This window comes from Janthinobacterium sp. 75, from assembly GCF_004365495.1.
Lineage (GTDB): Bacteria > Pseudomonadota > Gammaproteobacteria > Burkholderiales > Burkholderiaceae_D > Janthinobacterium.
In genome coordinates, this window is the sequence record NZ_SORD01000001.1 from 5,116,380 (window position 1) to 5,132,152 (window position 15,773).

A 15,773-nucleotide genomic window follows, 5' to 3' on the forward strand; every position below is an offset into this window, starting at 1 on the left:
GAGGATGAGGAAAATCAGACGAAGACGTTGGCCATGCCGATGGCGCCGCTGTCCTTGACCAGCGCGTAGCAACGGCAGGAGACGGCTTCCAGGCCGGCCGAATCGAGGATTTCGATATTGCCGCGGCTGTAGGTAATCAGTTTTTGCTGTTGCAGCGCGCTGGCCGCCTTGGTCACGCCAACCCGCCTCACGCCCAGGGTATGGGCAAGGAATTCATGCGTCAGGTGAAATTTTTCCGACTGCAGGCGGTCGCGCGTGATCAGCAGCGAACGGGCCAGACGCGCCTCAAGTACGTGAAAGCGGCTGCACACGGCAATCTGGATGGCTTGCGCCAGCAAGGTGTCCGTATAGCGATACAGCAGGCGCTGCAGGGAATCGAGCTGGGCGAACTCGGCGCAGAACTCGGCCCGGCCGATGCGGCTGGCCCTGCCGGAACGTTGCACCACGGCACGCACCTGCGCCAAGTCATGGCCCAGCGCGACGGAAGCGCCCAGCACGCCTTCGCGGCCGACGGAGCCCACTTCCAGGGTCATCCGGCCTTCCGCCACGGCCAGCAGCGAGATCAGGCAGTCGCTGGGGAAATAGATGTGGCCAATAGGCTGGCCCGGTTCGTAGAGCACCTCGCCCACCTCGACCGTGACCGTATCGAACAGCGCCGTCAGGTGCCGCAAGTCGGGCTCGGGCAGGCTGGCCAGCAAACGGTTGCCAGCGTCAAGCGTGCCCGCAGGCGTGCCCAGGCCGGATCGGCCTGTGTCGCGGGACAGGGTCATGCTGGCGTTCCTTGGTGGCATTGCTTTTCCTTGGTGTCGTTACAACTCGACATAATTTTTACTTAGCCTACGGTGCAGTACCGTCCCTGTATGTACGGTGACGCACGGAAGCGGGGCACGCAGCACAGCACACTGGCTGCATGCACGGATAACACGCACTACCCATTTCATTATTTAAAAAAACCAAGGAGCTCTCCATGACCACCACCACCAAATCCCTTCATCCGCTGGTGCTTGCCGCCGCCGTCGCCGTCCTGCTGTTTTGCGGCGTGGGCACGGCGGCCCTGATGGGCTGGCTGCCCTCTTCGCAGCGCGATGCCCAGCCACTGGCGGCCAGCACTTCGGCGGAACAGCTGGCCAGCCTGCAGGCGAACCAGCCACAAACGAACTTGCAGCCTGCCGGCGCGCAAGCGCTGGCTGCCCTGCCGCCGCAGCAACAGCAGGAACCCGTGCGCAAGCCGCAGCCCCAACAGCAACCACAGCAGCAATACGCGGCAGCCCCGGCGCCGCAGGTGTGCGGCAATTGCGGCGTGATCGAGGCCATCCATGAAGTCAATACGCGCGCCGAAGGCAGCGGCGTGGGTGCGGCCGGCGGCGCCGTCGTTGGCGGCTTGCTGGGCAACCAGGTGGGCGGCGGCCATGGCAAGCAGCTGGCCACCGTGCTGGGCGCTGTTGGCGGCGCCGTGGCTGGCAACCAGATCGAAGGCAGCGTGCGCGCCACGCGCAGCTACAACATCGTCGTGCGCCTCGACAACGGCAAGACGCGCACCGTACACCAGAGCGCCGCGCCGAACTGGCGCCAGGGCGACCGCGTGCGCGTCGTCAATGGCGGCCTGCGCGCCATCGGCTAAGCGGTCGGCGGCCAGCGCGCCGCCCGACAATGTGGCACATTACACACACGCCCGGCCTGTCCGGGCGTTTTCTTTTTGGCCATGTTCGTTGGCGTACAGATGAGCTTGCCGTCCCGCGAGATGATGCACTCAGGAAAGCTCAACGGATATCTTCAAGGAGATGCGATGAAAAACGACAAGACAGGCGCCAACCGGATCTGGCTCGGCTTTATCGGTGGCGGCATCCTGGCCACCGCGCTGGGCTTCTGCGCCTTGGACCTGGCGCAATTGCAAGCAAGCGCGCCCGTGTTCGGCGTCATGCTGCTGCTGACGGGCGGCATGGTCAGTTGCCTGGCGGGCGCCGTCGGCATGGCCGGCATGTTGGCCTGGATACCGGGCATGGCAGACGAACACGCCGACCGGCCCCAATAGTTGATCCTTGTGTACGACAGCGTACAGAACACAAGGGAAACAAAGTAGACACTGAGTCATGGCATCAGCGTTCAGCGACCCAGTCGCCGCGCAATGACAAAAAGCCGATGACAGCGCCAGACGCCAGCGCCTCACAAGGCCAAGGCAGTCGCCGTTATCCACACATTACTCTCGGAGGACATATCATGCTGTATACAATCGCCGTCGTACTCATTATTCTTTGGCTGCTAGGCCTGGTAACTTCCTACACCATCGGTGGCTTCATCCACATTCTGCTGGTGGTGGCGGTCATCATGATCCTGTTGCGCCTGATCAGCGGGCGCGGCTTATAGCCCAGGCCGTTAGCGCAGGGTGACAGGGCGGCGCACGTGCAAACGGGCGCCGCCTTTTTGTCGCCTTTTATGTACAGTGTGCACACGCTGGCAAGCCGCGGCATTTTGCAGTAACGTGTGCAGGTAATTCCTGGGTATGTCCCAATAACAACACAAGGAGAAAATCCATGAAAGAAACATTCAAAAAAGGCCCTGGCGCCAAATCCCTGATCGGCATGCTGGTTATCGCACTGGCCGCTAGCGGCTGCGCGGATATGTCCGCCACACAACGTGGCACGGCCACGGGCGCAGGCGTGGGCGCAGGCCTGGGCGCCTTGATCGGCGGCACCACCGGTGGCGGCAGCGGCGGCCGCACGGCTGGCGGCGCCCTGATCGGCGCGGCAGCGGGCGCCGTCATCGGCAATATCTGGTCGAACCGCATGGAAAACCAGAAGCGCGCGATGGAACAAGCTACACAGGGTACTGGTGTGCAAGTGTCGCAGACGGCCGATAACCGCTTGAAAATGGAAATTCCAAGCGACATTTCCTTCGACACCAACCGCGCCGACATCAAGGGCAACTTCCGCCCCATTCTCGACCGTTTTGCCGCCACCCTGAACGAAAACCAGAACACCACGGTCAGTATCATCGGCCATACGGACAGCACGGGCAGCGCTTCCATCAACGAACCGCTGTCGGTGGAACGCGCGGCTCACACACGCGACTACCTGTCCATGCGCGGCGTCTCGCCGACCCGCGTCGTCACGGAAGGCCGCGGCGCCCGCGAGCCTATCGCCTCGAACGCCGATGCCTCGGGACGCGCACGCAACCGCCGCGTGGAAATCTACGTAGCCGAAATGGCACCACGCTAAGCTGACACGCATCAATAAAAAAACCCGCCGGCAAGGTCATTGCCGGCGGGTTTTTTGTCTGTAAAACAGCTTATTTCGACGTCGTTGCCTTCGCGCCGCTCTCACCCTCTTTCGCCACCTTGGCAAAATCGCCGGCCGTCACGATCGAGATGGCCGATGGCTTCAGGTACTCGCGCAAGCCCTGGTTCACTTGCGCCAGGGTCAATGCTGCCACTTTCGCTTCCAGGTCCTTGTCGTAAGCCATGGTACGGTCTTGCGCCAGGTATTCGGCCAGACCACGCGCCAGGCCACTGTCTTGCGTGCGGCCCACTTCTTCCGATTGCAGCCAGCCTTTCTTCGCCTCGACCAATTCCTCTTGCGTAAAGCCGTCAGCCAGCACCTTGGCGATTTCCTCGCGCAGGGCCGCTTCCACCTTGACCGTGTTTTGCGGCGCGCTGATGGCATACGCCATCCAGAAGCCGGCCGGCTCGCGCGATGGCACGGTCACTTGCGAGCCGACGCCGTACGACAGGCCTTCCTTCTGGCGGATGCGGTCCGCCAGGCGGCTGCGCAAGGCGCCGCCACCGAGCATGTGATTGGCGATCAGCAAGGCCGGATAGCTGGCGGCGTCATCCTTGAGGGGAATCGGCTGGATGGCGAACAGCACGCTATTGGCCTTGTCCGGCGTTTCCAGCGTGACTTTCTCGCCACTGACGGGCTTGACGGCGTCAGGAATGCGCACATACGGCTGCTTCGCCTTCCAGCTGCCGTACAGGCTGGCCACTTGCGCCTTCAGCGCGGCAGGGTCGAAGTCTCCCACGGCGGTAAAGGTGGCGTTCGATGCGCCATAGTAGGCGCCATGGAAGGCTTGCACATCGGCTACCTTGATGGCTTTCCATTGCGCCAGTTCTTCTGGCAAGGTGCCGATATGGCGCACATGACCTGGCGGCGTGGCATCGAGCAGGCGGCGGAAGGCGTTCACGGCCTGCGGTTGCGGTTCAGGCAATTCCTGCTCGGCGCGGCCGACGCGTTCGCGCTGCAATTCCAGGAATTCCGTTTCGTTCAGGGCCGGCTTTTGCAGCACTTGCGCCAGCAGGTCCATGGCGGCCGGCAAGTTCTCGCGCTTGCCCGTCAGCATTGCCGTGACGCCCTCGGCGCCGCCCGAGATGGCCACTTGCGTGCCCAGCTGGTCGAATTTGTCCTTCACTTCCTGGCGCGACAGTTTATCCGTGCCGCGCGACAGCAGATTAGCCGTGTAACTGCCCACTGCCCCCTTGCCGCGCAAGCTCTCTTCGCTGCCGATCTGCAATTTCAGCACGACGCTGACGGTGCTGCCCTTGGTTTTCTTCGGCAGCAAGGCGCCCTTCAAACCGTTCGGCAAAGTGAAGCGCGTGGTGCGCGCTTCGATATTGTCCGGGCTGGGATCGAACGCTTCGCCTTGCGCCACCACAGCGCGGCCCGTATAGCCGGCCAGCTGCGGCGCCACGTCGGCGTAGGCCGGCACGACAGTGCGGTCCGGCGCATCGGTAGGAATGAAGCGGCCCAGGGTGCGATTCGAGCTCTTCAGGTATTTCTCGGCCGCCGCCTGCACCTGCGCCGTCGTCAATTTGTCGAGCTGGTCGCGCTGCAGGAAGAACAGACGCCAGTCGCCGGCCGCCAGGGACTCCGTCAGGGCAATCGTCAGGCGCGCCGTGTTCGAGGTGGCCAGTTCGATCTGCTTGTTCAATTGCTGCTTGACGCGCGCCACTTCCGCATCCGTGACCGGTTGCGATTTCAGCTCTTCCAGTACCTTCAACATGGCCGCTTGCGCTGCATCAAGGTTGCCATCGAGTGGCACCAGCGCGCCAAACAGGTTGTAACCGGGCTCCAGGTTGCTCACCGAGTTGTATTCGATCTTGCTGGCCAGCTTGGTTTCCACCAGCGCCTTGTGCAAACGGCCGGCAGGAGCATCCGTCAGCACGTGGCCCAGCACCTCGATGGCGACGGCATCGGGGTTGCCGGACGGCGCCACGTGATAGCCGGCGCCGACGAATTGCGTGCCGCCACTGCGGCGCACCGTCACGGCGCGCTCGCCATCTTGCACCGGTTCGGCCGTGTAGGTCGGCTCGATCACGCGCGTCGGTTTTGGAATCTTGCCGAACAGCTCATTGATCTGCTTCAAGACCTTGGCTTCATCGAAACGGCCCGCCACCATCAGCACGGCATTATCCGGCTGGTAGTACTTATGATAAAAGGCGCGCAAGCGGGGAATGTTCACCTGCTCGATGTCGGAACGGGCGCCGATGGTCGACTTGCCGTAATTGTGCCAATCATAGGCAATGGCCTGGATGCGTTCGCTCGTCACGCCGATCGGATCGCTCTCGCCCATCTCGAACTCGTTGCGCACGACCGTCATTTCACCCTTCTGCGTCTTCGGATTCCACAGATCGTTCTGGTCGATGGCCGCGTTGACCATGCGGTCCGCTTCCATGGCCAGCATCTGGCGCAGGTTGTCGTCGTTGGCGGGGAAGGTGGCGTAGTAATTGGTGCGGTCGTACCAGGTGGTGCCGTTGAACTGCGCGCCCGTCGAGTTCAGGATCTCGACGGGGGTTTTCGTGCCCTTCTTGACGCCGAAGTTGGCGCTGGGCTTGAACAGCAAGTGCTCGAGCAAGTGGGCCATCCCCGTTTCGCCATAGTTTTCATGGCGCGAGCCGACCAGGTAGACGATGTTGGTGGTCAAGGTAGGCTTGCTGGCGTCGGGGAATAGCAGCACGCGCAAGCCATTGGCCAGACGGTATTCGGTGATGCCTTCGACGGAGGTGACTTTGACGGCGGCGCTGCGGTTGGGTGCAGCCTTGCCGGTTTTCTGGGCAGGTGCGGTTTCCACAGGGGTGGCGGCCAGGATGAAGGAAGGCGAAAGGATGCCGGCGGCAAGCAGGAGAGCGGTAATTGGTTTCAAGTCGGAGTCCTATTAACACTACGATATAAAAGTGCGAAAGATGCACAAACGAAAGATGCGTAAGCACAATGCGATACAAACGCAAGAATTGCCACAGGCCCGCGCTGCGTCTTCGCCGCCCAGGGAAATGATTGCCCTCCCAATTTACGGCATACTTATCAGTTACGCAAGTCCTGTCATGGAGCTGTTATCTGCCCGTGTTATACTCCTCAGTTCCAGAACTATCTGCCTGTATATGAGACGAGCTCTCGTCCTGCTCTGCCTTTTTGTTTTCATCGCCTTACCCCAGGCGTTCGCCAGCATGGCTTACGCCAGCCCTTCCCCATTCCAGCATGCAATCGCGGCCGGCACTACTGCCACGCCTGCCTTCGTCGCGGATTGCCTTGACCCCGGCGCCCATGCGGGCCAGCCCGGCGACAACTGCGACGCCGAAGAATGCGACAACGACCCCATCACGCTGTACCCGCCCTCGCGCCAGGGGGCGCCGTTTTGCGCCATCATTTGGCAAGCGGGACCGGGCGCACTTGCCGAAGCGGACGCGCGGCAGGCCACCCGGCCGCCGCGTGTCCGCCACTGACACCGCAGCACGCATCGCATTCAGGCCCGGGGCAATCCGCCGCCGGGCACGCTTTATATTGATTGACTTTACAAGGTTACACACATGGAATGGTTATTTGACCCGACAATCTGGGTCGGCCTGCTGACGCTGGTCGTACTGGAAATCGTACTGGGTATCGACAACCTGATCTTTATCGCCATCCTGGCCGAAAAGCTGCCGCCGCACCAGCGCGACAAGGCGCGCGTGCTGGGCCTGACCCTGGCCCTCGTCATGCGCCTGGGCCTGCTCTCGCTGATTTCCTGGCTGGTGACACTGACCACGCCTCTGTTTTCCCTATGGACATTCTCGTTCTCCGGACGCGACCTGATCCTGCTCATCGGCGGTCTGTTTCTGCTGTTCAAGGCCACCACCGAGTTGCATGAGCGCCTGGAAGGCGTCACCCATGCCCAGACGGGCCCGAAAGTGTACGCCGGCTTCGGCCTGGTGGTGGCGCAGATCGTCGTGCTCGACGCCGTCTTCTCGCTCGACGCCGTCATCACGGCCGTCGGCATGGTGGACAACCTGTACGTGATGATGGCGGCCGTCGTCATTTCCATCGTCGTCATGATGCTCGCCTCGAAGGTGCTGACACGCTTCGTCAACGCCCACCCCACCGTCGTGGTGTTGTGCCTGAGCTTCTTGCTGATGATCGGCCTCTCCTTGGTGGCCGAAGGCCTGGGCTTCCATATTCCGAAGGGATACTTGTACGCCGCTATCGGCTTCTCGATCGTCATCGAGTTCTTCAATCAACTTGCCCGCCGCAACTTCCTCAAGCTGCAGTCGAACGCGCCGTTGCGCGACCGCACGGCGCAAGCCGTCCTGAGCCTGCTGGGCGGACGCAAGGGCCGCGAAGCCGTCGAAGAGCATGAAGTCAAGGAAATACCCGACGTCTCCGCCTTTGGCGTGGAAGAGCGCAACATGGTCAGCGGCGTGCTGACCCTGGCCGAACGCTCGATCCGCTCCGTGATGACGCCGCGCGGCGACGTCTCGTGGGTCAACCTGAACGACAGCAGCGCGAAGATGCTGCAACTGCTGCGCGAAACGCCGCACAGCATGATTCCTGTCTGCAATGATGACCTGGACAATGTGATCGGCATCGCGCGCAGCAAGGACCTGATCGAGGATCTGGTCTCGCATGGCAAGATCGACCCGGCCAGCATGCGCGAAGCCGTCGTCGTGCCGGAAGCGGCCGGCGTACTGAAAGCCATGGAAACCCTGAAGCGCTCGCGCGGGCAGCTGGTGCTGGTGGTGGACGAGTTCGGCACCGTGCAAGGCGTGCTCACGCCCATCGACATCCTGGAAGCCATCGCCGGCGAATTCCCCGACGAGGACGAGCTACCCGACGTGGAAGTGCTGGGGCCCGGCCACTGGCGCATCGACGGCGCCACCGACCTGCATTACCTGGAGCAAGTCTTCGAGACGGAATCGCTGGTCAGCGACGACGGCGAGTACAACTCGCTGGCCGGCTTCCTGCTGGCGCACTTTGAAAACATGCCGGCCGTGGGCGAGGTGCTGGAGCTCGATGACTTGCGCTATGAAATCGTCGAAGCCGACGAGCGCCGCATCGCCTGCGTGGACGTGCGCCGCATCGAGCCCGATCACAGTTTGTAACACAATGGCAAGCGTGCACCGCTTGCCATGCCGTATGCTGGAGTCTGCCTTTTTTGGAGATGCCAACATGAACCACTCCCTGCTACGCCTGAGTTTGCTGGCCTGCGCCGCCATCGGCGCCCAGGCCGGCGCCCAGGCCGCCTCGCCATCCACCGCCATCAAGCCGGGCCTGTGGCAAGTCGACAGCAAGATGGCATCGCCCGATGCCGCCACCGACAACGCCATGTCCATGGTGCTGCAGCAGCTGGGCAACCTTCCTCCCGATCAACGCAAGCAGCTCGAAAGCATGGCCGCCAGCCGCGGCATGGCCATGCCCACCGTAGGCGCCGACGGCGCCGTGCGCGTGACGGCGTGCGTGACGCCGGAAATGGCTGCGCGCAAGCAGATTCCCACGGGCCAGCCCGGCGATTGCAAGTCGAAGAATACCGACATCGCGGGCGGCATGAATATATCGTTCACCTGCGCGAACCCGAAATCGAGCGGCGAAGGCCAGGTACGCTTCAGTGGCGACCAGGCTTTCAGCATGCAGCTGGCGGTGACGACCAGCGCGCGCGGCACGCCGGAACAGGTGAACGTGACGAGCAACGGCAAGTGGCTGGGTGCCAGCTGCCCTGCCCCTGCTACGACGGCAGCTCAAAAGCCGTGACGGAAGCCTATATTAAAAGCGGCGTCGCCACGTCCCGCGTCGCTGGCATTGCCCACCGTGTAGCGGGCACCGTTCTTGTTGTGGATCTTCGCGTAGGACGCGTAGAAATCGCTGCGCTTTGACAGGGAATACGTGAGGCCGACGGCCACCTGGCTGGCGTCGCGGTTGGCCAGGTCGCGGTCATCCTTGCGCACCCATGACGCCAGCAGCTTGAAGCCGCCCACGGGCACGGACACGCCCAGCAAGGTGTCGCGGCTGTCCGAGGACGACATCGACAGGGCCAGCGAGCTGTACGCATTGCTGGGGTCCCACGGCGAACTGCCATAGCCCTTGTTCACGCCCACGGCGACAAAGGCGGTGGCCACTTTCAGGTCGATATTCGCCGCGATCAGGGTGTTGCGCGACGACATGTCGATGGCGGGCAAGGTACCGGAAGCGAGGATGAAGTTGTTCTTGCGCTGGTGCGACACGCTGACATTCACGGCGCCGGCCGAATAGCCCAGGGTGGCGCCATACGCGCGGTTGTTGGCGCTGCTGTACGGCGACTCGCCAAAACTGTAGATGGCGCTGGCGGAGACGCCGCGCAAGGCGGGCGTCACGTATTTGACCGTATTGTCGTAACGTTTCACACTGTAGCCGGCCAGGTTGCTGGCGCTGCCGGCCATGCCGCCCTTGAACGGGTCGGCCACGTCGGTCAGGGTCAGGTATTGCAGGTTGTACTGGCGCCCCAGGGTCAGCGCGCCCAGGCGGCTGTCCAGGCCCACATAGGCTTGGCGGCCGAACAGACGGCCGTCTTCCGACTGGCCCGTGTCGTTCTGCACGCCCGCTTCCAGGGTAAATACGGCGGACACGTCATTGCCTAGCGCTTCGCGGCCCTGCAGCCCAAGGCGCGAGCCGGACGCAGCGCCGCCGGACACCTTGGTGCCGGCGCAATTGGCTGCACAGCCCCGTTCGGCCACGACACCCGCGTCAAGCACGCCATACACGGCAACGTTACTGGATGCGGCACTGCCCGCGCCATCGGCAGCCTGGGCCGGTGCGCCCAGCGCAAATGGCCCCATCCCTATCACAGCAAGCGCAAAATACGAGGTCTTCATGATAAATATCTCGGTCACGTGAGTTGAAACTTTCCGGTATTGATCAGGACATGCGCTGTGTGTCTGATCTTAGTGTTACCTTATCCTCGCTTTTTGTCCAGCCATCAGTGCGTTGTACAACAGAAAACTTCAGCTTAGCCCCGGGAAAAGAGTCGCGCACTGACCACACGCAAGTTTGACCATGATTGGGATACTTACGGCAAAATGGCGTTAAAAGCAGGCCCTGCCGCAAAGCAATGTTCGGTGGCGAACGTTGCGCGATTTGACGCAGGCGGTACACTACTGGTTTTACCGACAGCGGCTCGCCCGTTTTTTCTGCATGCTAGCTATCCTCGAACGCATTGACCCCAACTCCAGCAATATCGACTTGCTGGTGGAATTATTCAACTCACTGCGTCCCAAGCGCCCCCACGACAGCGCTACCGCGATCGCCAACGTGCGCACCCTGCGCCAGCTTCTCAAAGGTAACCCCGCGCAAGCGCGCGCCCTGCACGAATACGTGCTGCGCGTGCTGGCCGCGCGTCGTCACGCCAGCCTGTACACGGACATCGGCGTGCTGTCGAACAGCGGTTTTTTCACGGAATTGAAACGCCGCATCGCCTACCGCATGCTGCCGCCCGCCTTGGGCGACGAGTACCTGAACGACGCGCTCGACCAGGTGCTGTACCTGAAGACCGATTATTTGTGGATCAGCAACGTGCCCGCTACGGATTGGCTGGAACTGTTCGACGTGCTCACCAGCGACGATATCGAACTGGCCGTCGGCGATGGCAATATCATGCTGCCGGGCATGCTGGACGCCATCCGCACCCTGTCCTACCGCGTCTGCGCCATGGGCCTGGAACCGGAACTGACGCGTTTCCACAATGAAATCGAAGTGTTCCAGTCGCCGTTCATGGTGCAGAACACGGAAGTGAACGCCTACCTGGACGCCTACACGAATTTACTGCACGGCAATATCGAGCACATCGAGGATGCGCGCCATTTGCTGGTGATGCTGGACCAGTGCGACGCCGTCATCGCCAAGATCCGCAAGAAGGCCCTGTACCAGGGCACCAGCATTCCCCTCACGTATTTATTGGTGGCGCTGGCGCAAAGCATCGACCGCCTGCGCAAGCTGCTGTTCCTGGTCGACACGAGCGGCGAGCTGCCCGCATCCAGCAACGTGGACATCGCCGCCATCACGGTGGACGCCACGCAGGACTTGCTGCACCCGCAGCCTGTCAGCCGCCGCCGCGCAGGCGCCGTCGGACTGGCGCTGGAACTGATACGCGCGCATAACCACAAGTACAAGGTCAGCGACCTGTTTTCCGACAATATCAACTTGCTGGCACGCAATGTGACGGAAAACGCCAGCCGCACGGGCGAGCACTACATCGCGGAAAGCCGGCGCGAAATGGGCGCCATGTTCCTGTCCTCGGCGGGCGCGGGCATCATCATCGGCTTCATGGCCCTGTTCAAGATATTGATGTCGTATTTGCGCTCGGCGCCACTGGTCGAAGCGTTCATGTTCAGCATGAATTACTCGATCGGCTTCATGTTCATCCACTTGCTGCACTTTACGGTGGCTACCAAGCAGCCGGCCATGACGGCCTCGCGCATCGCCGCCGGCCTGCACAGCAAGGATGGGCGAAATATCGACCTCGACAGCATGGCGGAACTGATCAACAAGGTCTTCCGCACGCAAAACATGGCCGTGCTGGGCAACCTTGCCACGGCTATCCCCACGGCCTGGCTGATCGCGCTCGGCTACAAGGCAATCACGGGCCACCACCTGGTGTCGCCGGAAAAAGCCATGCATCTGCTGCACGATATCGACCCCATCGGCAGCCCCGCCATCTTTTACGCCATGATCGCCGGCGTGTGCCTGTTCGTGGCAGGCCTGATTTCGGGCTACTATGACAACCAGGCGCTGTACACGCGCTGGGCGCAGCGCATCGCGCAATTGCGCGGCCTGGGCCGCGTGATCGGCCAGGATCGCTTGCAACGGCTGGGCTTGTACCTGGAAAACAACTTGGGCGGCCTGATGGGTAATTTTTATTTCGGTATCCTGCTGGGATCCATCGGCACCCTGGGCTTTTTGATCGGCTTGCCGATCGATATCCGCCACATCACTTTCTCGGCCGCCAACTTTGCGACCGCGCTGGTGGGACTCGACCACAACATGAGCTGGCAGCTGGCCGTCAAGTCGCTGTCGGGCATCTTCGCCATCGGCACGGCCAACCTGCTGGTCAGTTTCGGTCTGGCCCTGTGGGTGGCACTGCGTTCGCGCCAGGTGCGTTTCAAGCACGGCATGCAATTGTTGAAGATTCTGGGCAAGCGCTTCCTGCGCTCGCCCATCGTCTTCTTCTTCGGCTCGAAAAACCCGCCACCACTGGCACTGGCCGATGATTCGGCAAACCTGTCACCCACGACCAAGGCTCAAAAATGACCGCCAGGCGCATGCAACCCTGTCTCACCGCCCTACTGCTGTGCTGGACCCTGGCTGCATGCGCCTCGCTGCCCAATGTCAAGAACCTCAATACCACCCTGGAACCCGTAGCCAAGCCCAATGTGATCACGGGCAAGGGCGCCTTGCTGAACGTCAACAGCCGCGCCGCCCTGCTCAACAAGCGCTGGGCCAAGTCCGGCATGGACTTGAAGGCCCAGGCCGCACTGGAAGAGGCGGCCACGGGCGTGCCTTTGATCAAGGGCAACAAGGTAACCCTGCTGTTTGACGGCCCGCAAACCATGGCCGCCATGTTCCAGGCCATCAGCGAAGCGAAGAACAGCATCAACCTGGAAACGTATATTTTCGACCAGGACCCGCTGGGCCTGAAATTTGCCGACATGCTGATCGAAAAGCAGCAATCGGGCGTGACGGTCAACGTCATCTACGACAGCGTGGGCACCCTGGGCGTGCCGCAAGCCTTCTTTGACCGCATGCGCGCGGCCGGCGTGCACCTGGTGGCGTTCAACCCCGTCAATCCCGCCAAGCTCAAGGGCGACGACTGGAAGATCAACAACCGCGATCACCGCAAGGTGCTGATCGTCGACGGCAAGATGGCATTTACGGGCGGCATCAATATCAGCGATACCTATGCCAAGAGCTCGCTGTTCCGCTCGAAATCGAAACCCACCGACAAGAAGGACGTGGGCTGGCGCGATACGCACGTGAAAGTGGAAGGCCCGGCCGTGGCCGCCTTCCAGTGGCTGTTCATCCGCACCTGGGCCCAGCAAGACCAGGCCGACTTGCCGGACGCCAATTATTTCCCCGTGCTGTCCGAAGTGGGCGACAAGCTGGTGCGCGTGGTGGCCAGCGAGCCGGACGGCGGCTTTGAAATCTACAAGGCGTATATTTTAGCCATCCAGGAAGCAAAAAAGTCCATCCACATCACCTCCGCCTATTTCGTGCCCGACCAGCAGACAGTCGACGCGCTGGTCGCAGCCGCCAAGCGGGGCGTGGATGTCACTGTGGTGCTGCCCGGCGTGTCCGACAGCGGCCTGGTATTTCATGCGGGACACGCGCTATACGACCAGCTGCTGGCTGGCGGCATCCGCATTTTTCATTTGAAACTGGCCGTGCTGCACGCCAAGACGGCCGTCATCGACGGCGCCTGGTCGACCGTGGGCTCGACCAACATCGACATGCGCAGCTTCCTGCATAACAGCGAGCTGAACGTGATCGTACTGGGCGACAGCTTCGGCCGCGAAATGGAAAATGCCTTCCAGGAAGACTTGCGCGACTCGGAAGAAATCACCAAAGCGAAATGGGAAACGCGACCCATCTCGGACCGCATGAAGGAGTGGGCGGCGCGTTTCATGAATTACTGGCTGTAAGGCACAGAAGTGTGCCCCGGCAGGTCGGCGTAGGTCGGATTAGCGGAGCGTAATCCGACATCACCACAGCTATGACCAAAGCCAACAATAGCGTCGGACTACTCGTGGCTTCGCCCCGCCAATCCGACCTACAAGGGCCGCAAGCTGGCCCATACCCCGCCCTGGCGCTCGAACGCTTCCGTACTGACCTTTTCAAAGTCGGCACTGCCTTCATTCCAGCTATAGCGCTCGACGCGGATGCAGCTGTCGTCGATACGGATGACATTGAACGAGTTCGACTCGCCCCTGCCCCGCGTGGACGTGGCCGTGCCTGCCTGCACCATCAGGGCAGCGTAGCCGTCGATCTTGTAGCGCGCCGACGTATCGCCCGCATGGCTGGCATGCAAGTGTCCGGCCAGCAACAGGTCCACGCCGCATTCGGAAAACATTTGCAGCGCCAGCGGCGCGCGGTCGACCAGGTCATCCTTGTCGAAATGCTCGGGCAAGTCAAAGGGATGATGCGTGACGATGATGCGCGTCAACCCAGGCGGCAAACTGCCCAGGCGTTCACGCAGGGTACCAATCTGTTCGTGGCTGATACGGCCATCCTTGAACGTCAGGGAGCGGGCCGTGTTGATGCCCAACACGGCGATTTCCCCGTCCACATATTCGGGCGACATATCTTCCGTCACATGGCGCCGGTATTTCACCAGCGGCGTCAAAAAGCGGGAAAAGAGGTTGTACAGGGGCACGTCATGGTTGCCAGGCACCACGATCTGCGGCCCCGGCAAGCTATCGAGGAAATGCCGCGCCTGCTGGAACTGGCTGCTGCGGGCGCGCTGCGTGAGGTCGCCCGAAACCACCACCACGTCCGGTTCCAGGCGCTCGACCAGCGCGCGCAGGGGCGCCAGCAAGGCAGCATCGACCCGGCCGAAATGCAAATCAGATAAATGCACGAGAGTACGCATGGCCTTACTCCCCGGAAGGTGCACGTGCGGGTACCAGCACCGCCAGCGCGGCCGGGCGGATACGATATTGCAGTGGCGTATTCATGATGGTCACCTCGCCATCGGTGGCCACGCGAAGGCGGCGGTGTTTGGTGGCGATTTCCAGGTCATTGGCCGTCAGCATATCGAAGTCCTTGGCTTGTGACAGTTTGCCGAACAGTGCATGCAAGGCCAGTTTCAGCAAGCCCAGGCGGCCCGGACGCTGCGCCACGTACAGGCTCAGCTGACCGCCATCGAGCCGCTCGCGCTCGCCGATATTCAAGCCTTCCATCAGATATTCATTATTGCCGATGAACACAAACGGCGTGCGCCGCGCATGCACGGCGTCATTGAGTTTCAATTGCACGCTGAGGAAGGGATAGCGGCGCAAGGCGGCCACCAGGGCCCAGCTGAAGGCCAGCCACTTGCCCCGTCCCAGCCGGCGCTGCTGCTTTTCGCGGTCGCGCACGATGTCCGGATACAGGCCCAGGCTGGAATTGTTCAGGAAGATGCGGCCATTGACGTCACCCACGTCGACCTGGTGCGGCACGCCCTGCGCCACATTGGCAATCGCCGCATCGAGTTCGAGCGGGATGTTCAAATCCTTGGCGAAATGGTTCAGGGTTCCCAGCGGCAAGACACCAAACGGCGTGCCGCTGCCGGCAACGACGGAAGCGACGGCATTGATGGTGCCGTCGCCGCCACCGGCCACGACGATGGGCGCGCCATCGCGCAGGGCCTGCTCGGCCGTGGCGATCATCTCGGCGCCGCTGGCGGCCAGCGTGATGGCGACGTCGAGTCCCACGACCGCGAATTTCGCTTCGAGCTGCTGCGCCCAGTCGGGCGCGTAGCCGCAGCCGGCGCCCCCATTGATGATGACTGCAATCTTGCTCAGGATCGTTTCC

General features: G+C 62.0%; 14 protein-coding genes. 9 read left to right on the top strand and 5 right to left on the bottom strand.

The features are described from left to right. Positions 1-14: 14 nt before the first annotated feature. Positions 15-770, bottom strand: a complete 756-nt coding sequence (locus C8C89_RS23275) for a Crp/Fnr family transcriptional regulator (RefSeq protein ID WP_243858201.1) — start codon at positions 768-770, stop codon at positions 15-17. Positions 771-967: 197 nt separating this feature from the next. On the opposite strand from C8C89_RS23275, the gene C8C89_RS23280 reads away from it, so the two are divergent. The 4 genes from C8C89_RS23280 to C8C89_RS23295 all read left to right on the top strand — a co-directional run bounded on the left by C8C89_RS23280 (position 968) and on the right by C8C89_RS23295 (position 3,215). Next, on the top strand, positions 968-1,621 hold the full coding sequence (locus C8C89_RS23280) for a glycine zipper 2TM domain-containing protein (RefSeq protein WP_133992790.1): 654 nt from the start codon (positions 968-970) through the stop codon (positions 1,619-1,621). 165 nt (positions 1,622-1,786) lie between these two features. Next, a complete protein-coding gene (locus C8C89_RS23285) occupies positions 1,787-2,032 on the top strand; it encodes a hypothetical protein (RefSeq protein ID WP_101480354.1) in 246 nt (81 codons plus the stop codon). A 185-nt stretch (positions 2,033-2,217) separates the two neighbouring features. Beyond that, the gene (locus tag C8C89_RS23290) at positions 2,218-2,364 is read left to right on the top strand and encodes a lmo0937 family membrane protein (RefSeq protein ID WP_121670992.1); all 147 of its coding nucleotides are present in this window, start codon (positions 2,218-2,220) and stop codon (positions 2,362-2,364) included. Between the two features lie 167 nt (positions 2,365-2,531). Beyond that, positions 2,532-3,215, top strand: coding sequence for an OmpA family protein (locus tag C8C89_RS23295; protein ID WP_243858203.1), 684 nt, complete (start codon positions 2,532-2,534; stop codon positions 3,213-3,215). 70 nt (positions 3,216-3,285) lie between these two features. Here C8C89_RS23295 and C8C89_RS23300 read toward each other — a convergent pair whose 3' ends face one another. Continuing rightward, positions 3,286-6,132 carry a pitrilysin family protein gene (locus tag C8C89_RS23300; protein ID WP_133992792.1) on the bottom strand — a complete coding sequence of 949 codons (2,847 nt, stop codon included), beginning with the start codon at positions 6,130-6,132 and terminating at the stop codon, positions 3,286-3,288. A gap of 301 nt (positions 6,133-6,433) precedes the next feature. On the opposite strand from C8C89_RS23300, the gene C8C89_RS23305 reads away from it, so the two are divergent. From C8C89_RS23305 to C8C89_RS23315, 3 genes are all read left to right on the top strand, one after another. Further along, positions 6,434-6,709: a hypothetical protein gene (locus tag C8C89_RS23305; RefSeq protein ID WP_133992793.1), complete on the top strand. Its 276-nt coding sequence runs from the start codon at positions 6,434-6,436 to the stop codon at positions 6,707-6,709. Positions 6,710-6,793: 84 nt separating this feature from the next. Then, a complete protein-coding gene (locus C8C89_RS23310) occupies positions 6,794-8,341 on the top strand; it encodes a TerC family protein (RefSeq protein ID WP_101480351.1) in 1,548 nt (515 codons plus the stop codon). 67 nt (positions 8,342-8,408) lie between these two features. Then, complete coding sequence (locus C8C89_RS23315) at positions 8,409-8,987, top strand: DUF3617 domain-containing protein (protein WP_101484432.1); 579 nt, start codon at positions 8,409-8,411, stop codon at positions 8,985-8,987. Here C8C89_RS23315 and C8C89_RS23320 read toward each other — a convergent pair. After that, positions 8,975-10,084, bottom strand: coding sequence for a porin (locus tag C8C89_RS23320; RefSeq protein ID WP_101480350.1), 1,110 nt, complete (start codon positions 10,082-10,084; stop codon positions 8,975-8,977). The genes C8C89_RS23315 and C8C89_RS23320 overlap by 13 nt on opposite strands. Positions 10,085-10,403: 319 nt before the next feature. Here C8C89_RS23320 and C8C89_RS23325 point away from each other — a divergent pair, with 319 nt between their 5' ends. After that, positions 10,404-12,515, top strand: a complete 2,112-nt coding sequence (locus C8C89_RS23325; protein WP_101484431.1) for a site-specific recombinase — start codon at positions 10,404-10,406, stop codon at positions 12,513-12,515. Continuing rightward, on the top strand, positions 12,512-13,903 hold the full coding sequence (gene cls / locus C8C89_RS23330) for a cardiolipin synthase (RefSeq protein WP_101480349.1): 1,392 nt from the start codon (positions 12,512-12,514) through the stop codon (positions 13,901-13,903). Before C8C89_RS23325 ends, cls begins: the two co-directional genes overlap by 4 nt. A 128-nt stretch (positions 13,904-14,031) precedes the next feature. Here cls and C8C89_RS23335 read toward each other — a convergent pair whose 3' ends face one another. Both C8C89_RS23335 and C8C89_RS23340 read right to left on the bottom strand, forming a co-directional pair. After that, positions 14,032-14,850 (bottom strand): metallophosphoesterase family protein, encoded by an 819-nt coding sequence (locus C8C89_RS23335; RefSeq protein WP_101480348.1) that lies wholly within the window; start codon positions 14,848-14,850, stop codon positions 14,032-14,034. A 4-nt stretch (positions 14,851-14,854) separates the two neighbouring features. Then, positions 14,855-15,763 (bottom strand): diacylglycerol kinase family protein, encoded by a 909-nt coding sequence (locus C8C89_RS23340; protein ID WP_133992795.1) that lies wholly within the window; start codon positions 15,761-15,763, stop codon positions 14,855-14,857. Positions 15,764-15,773: the final 10 nt, after the last annotated feature.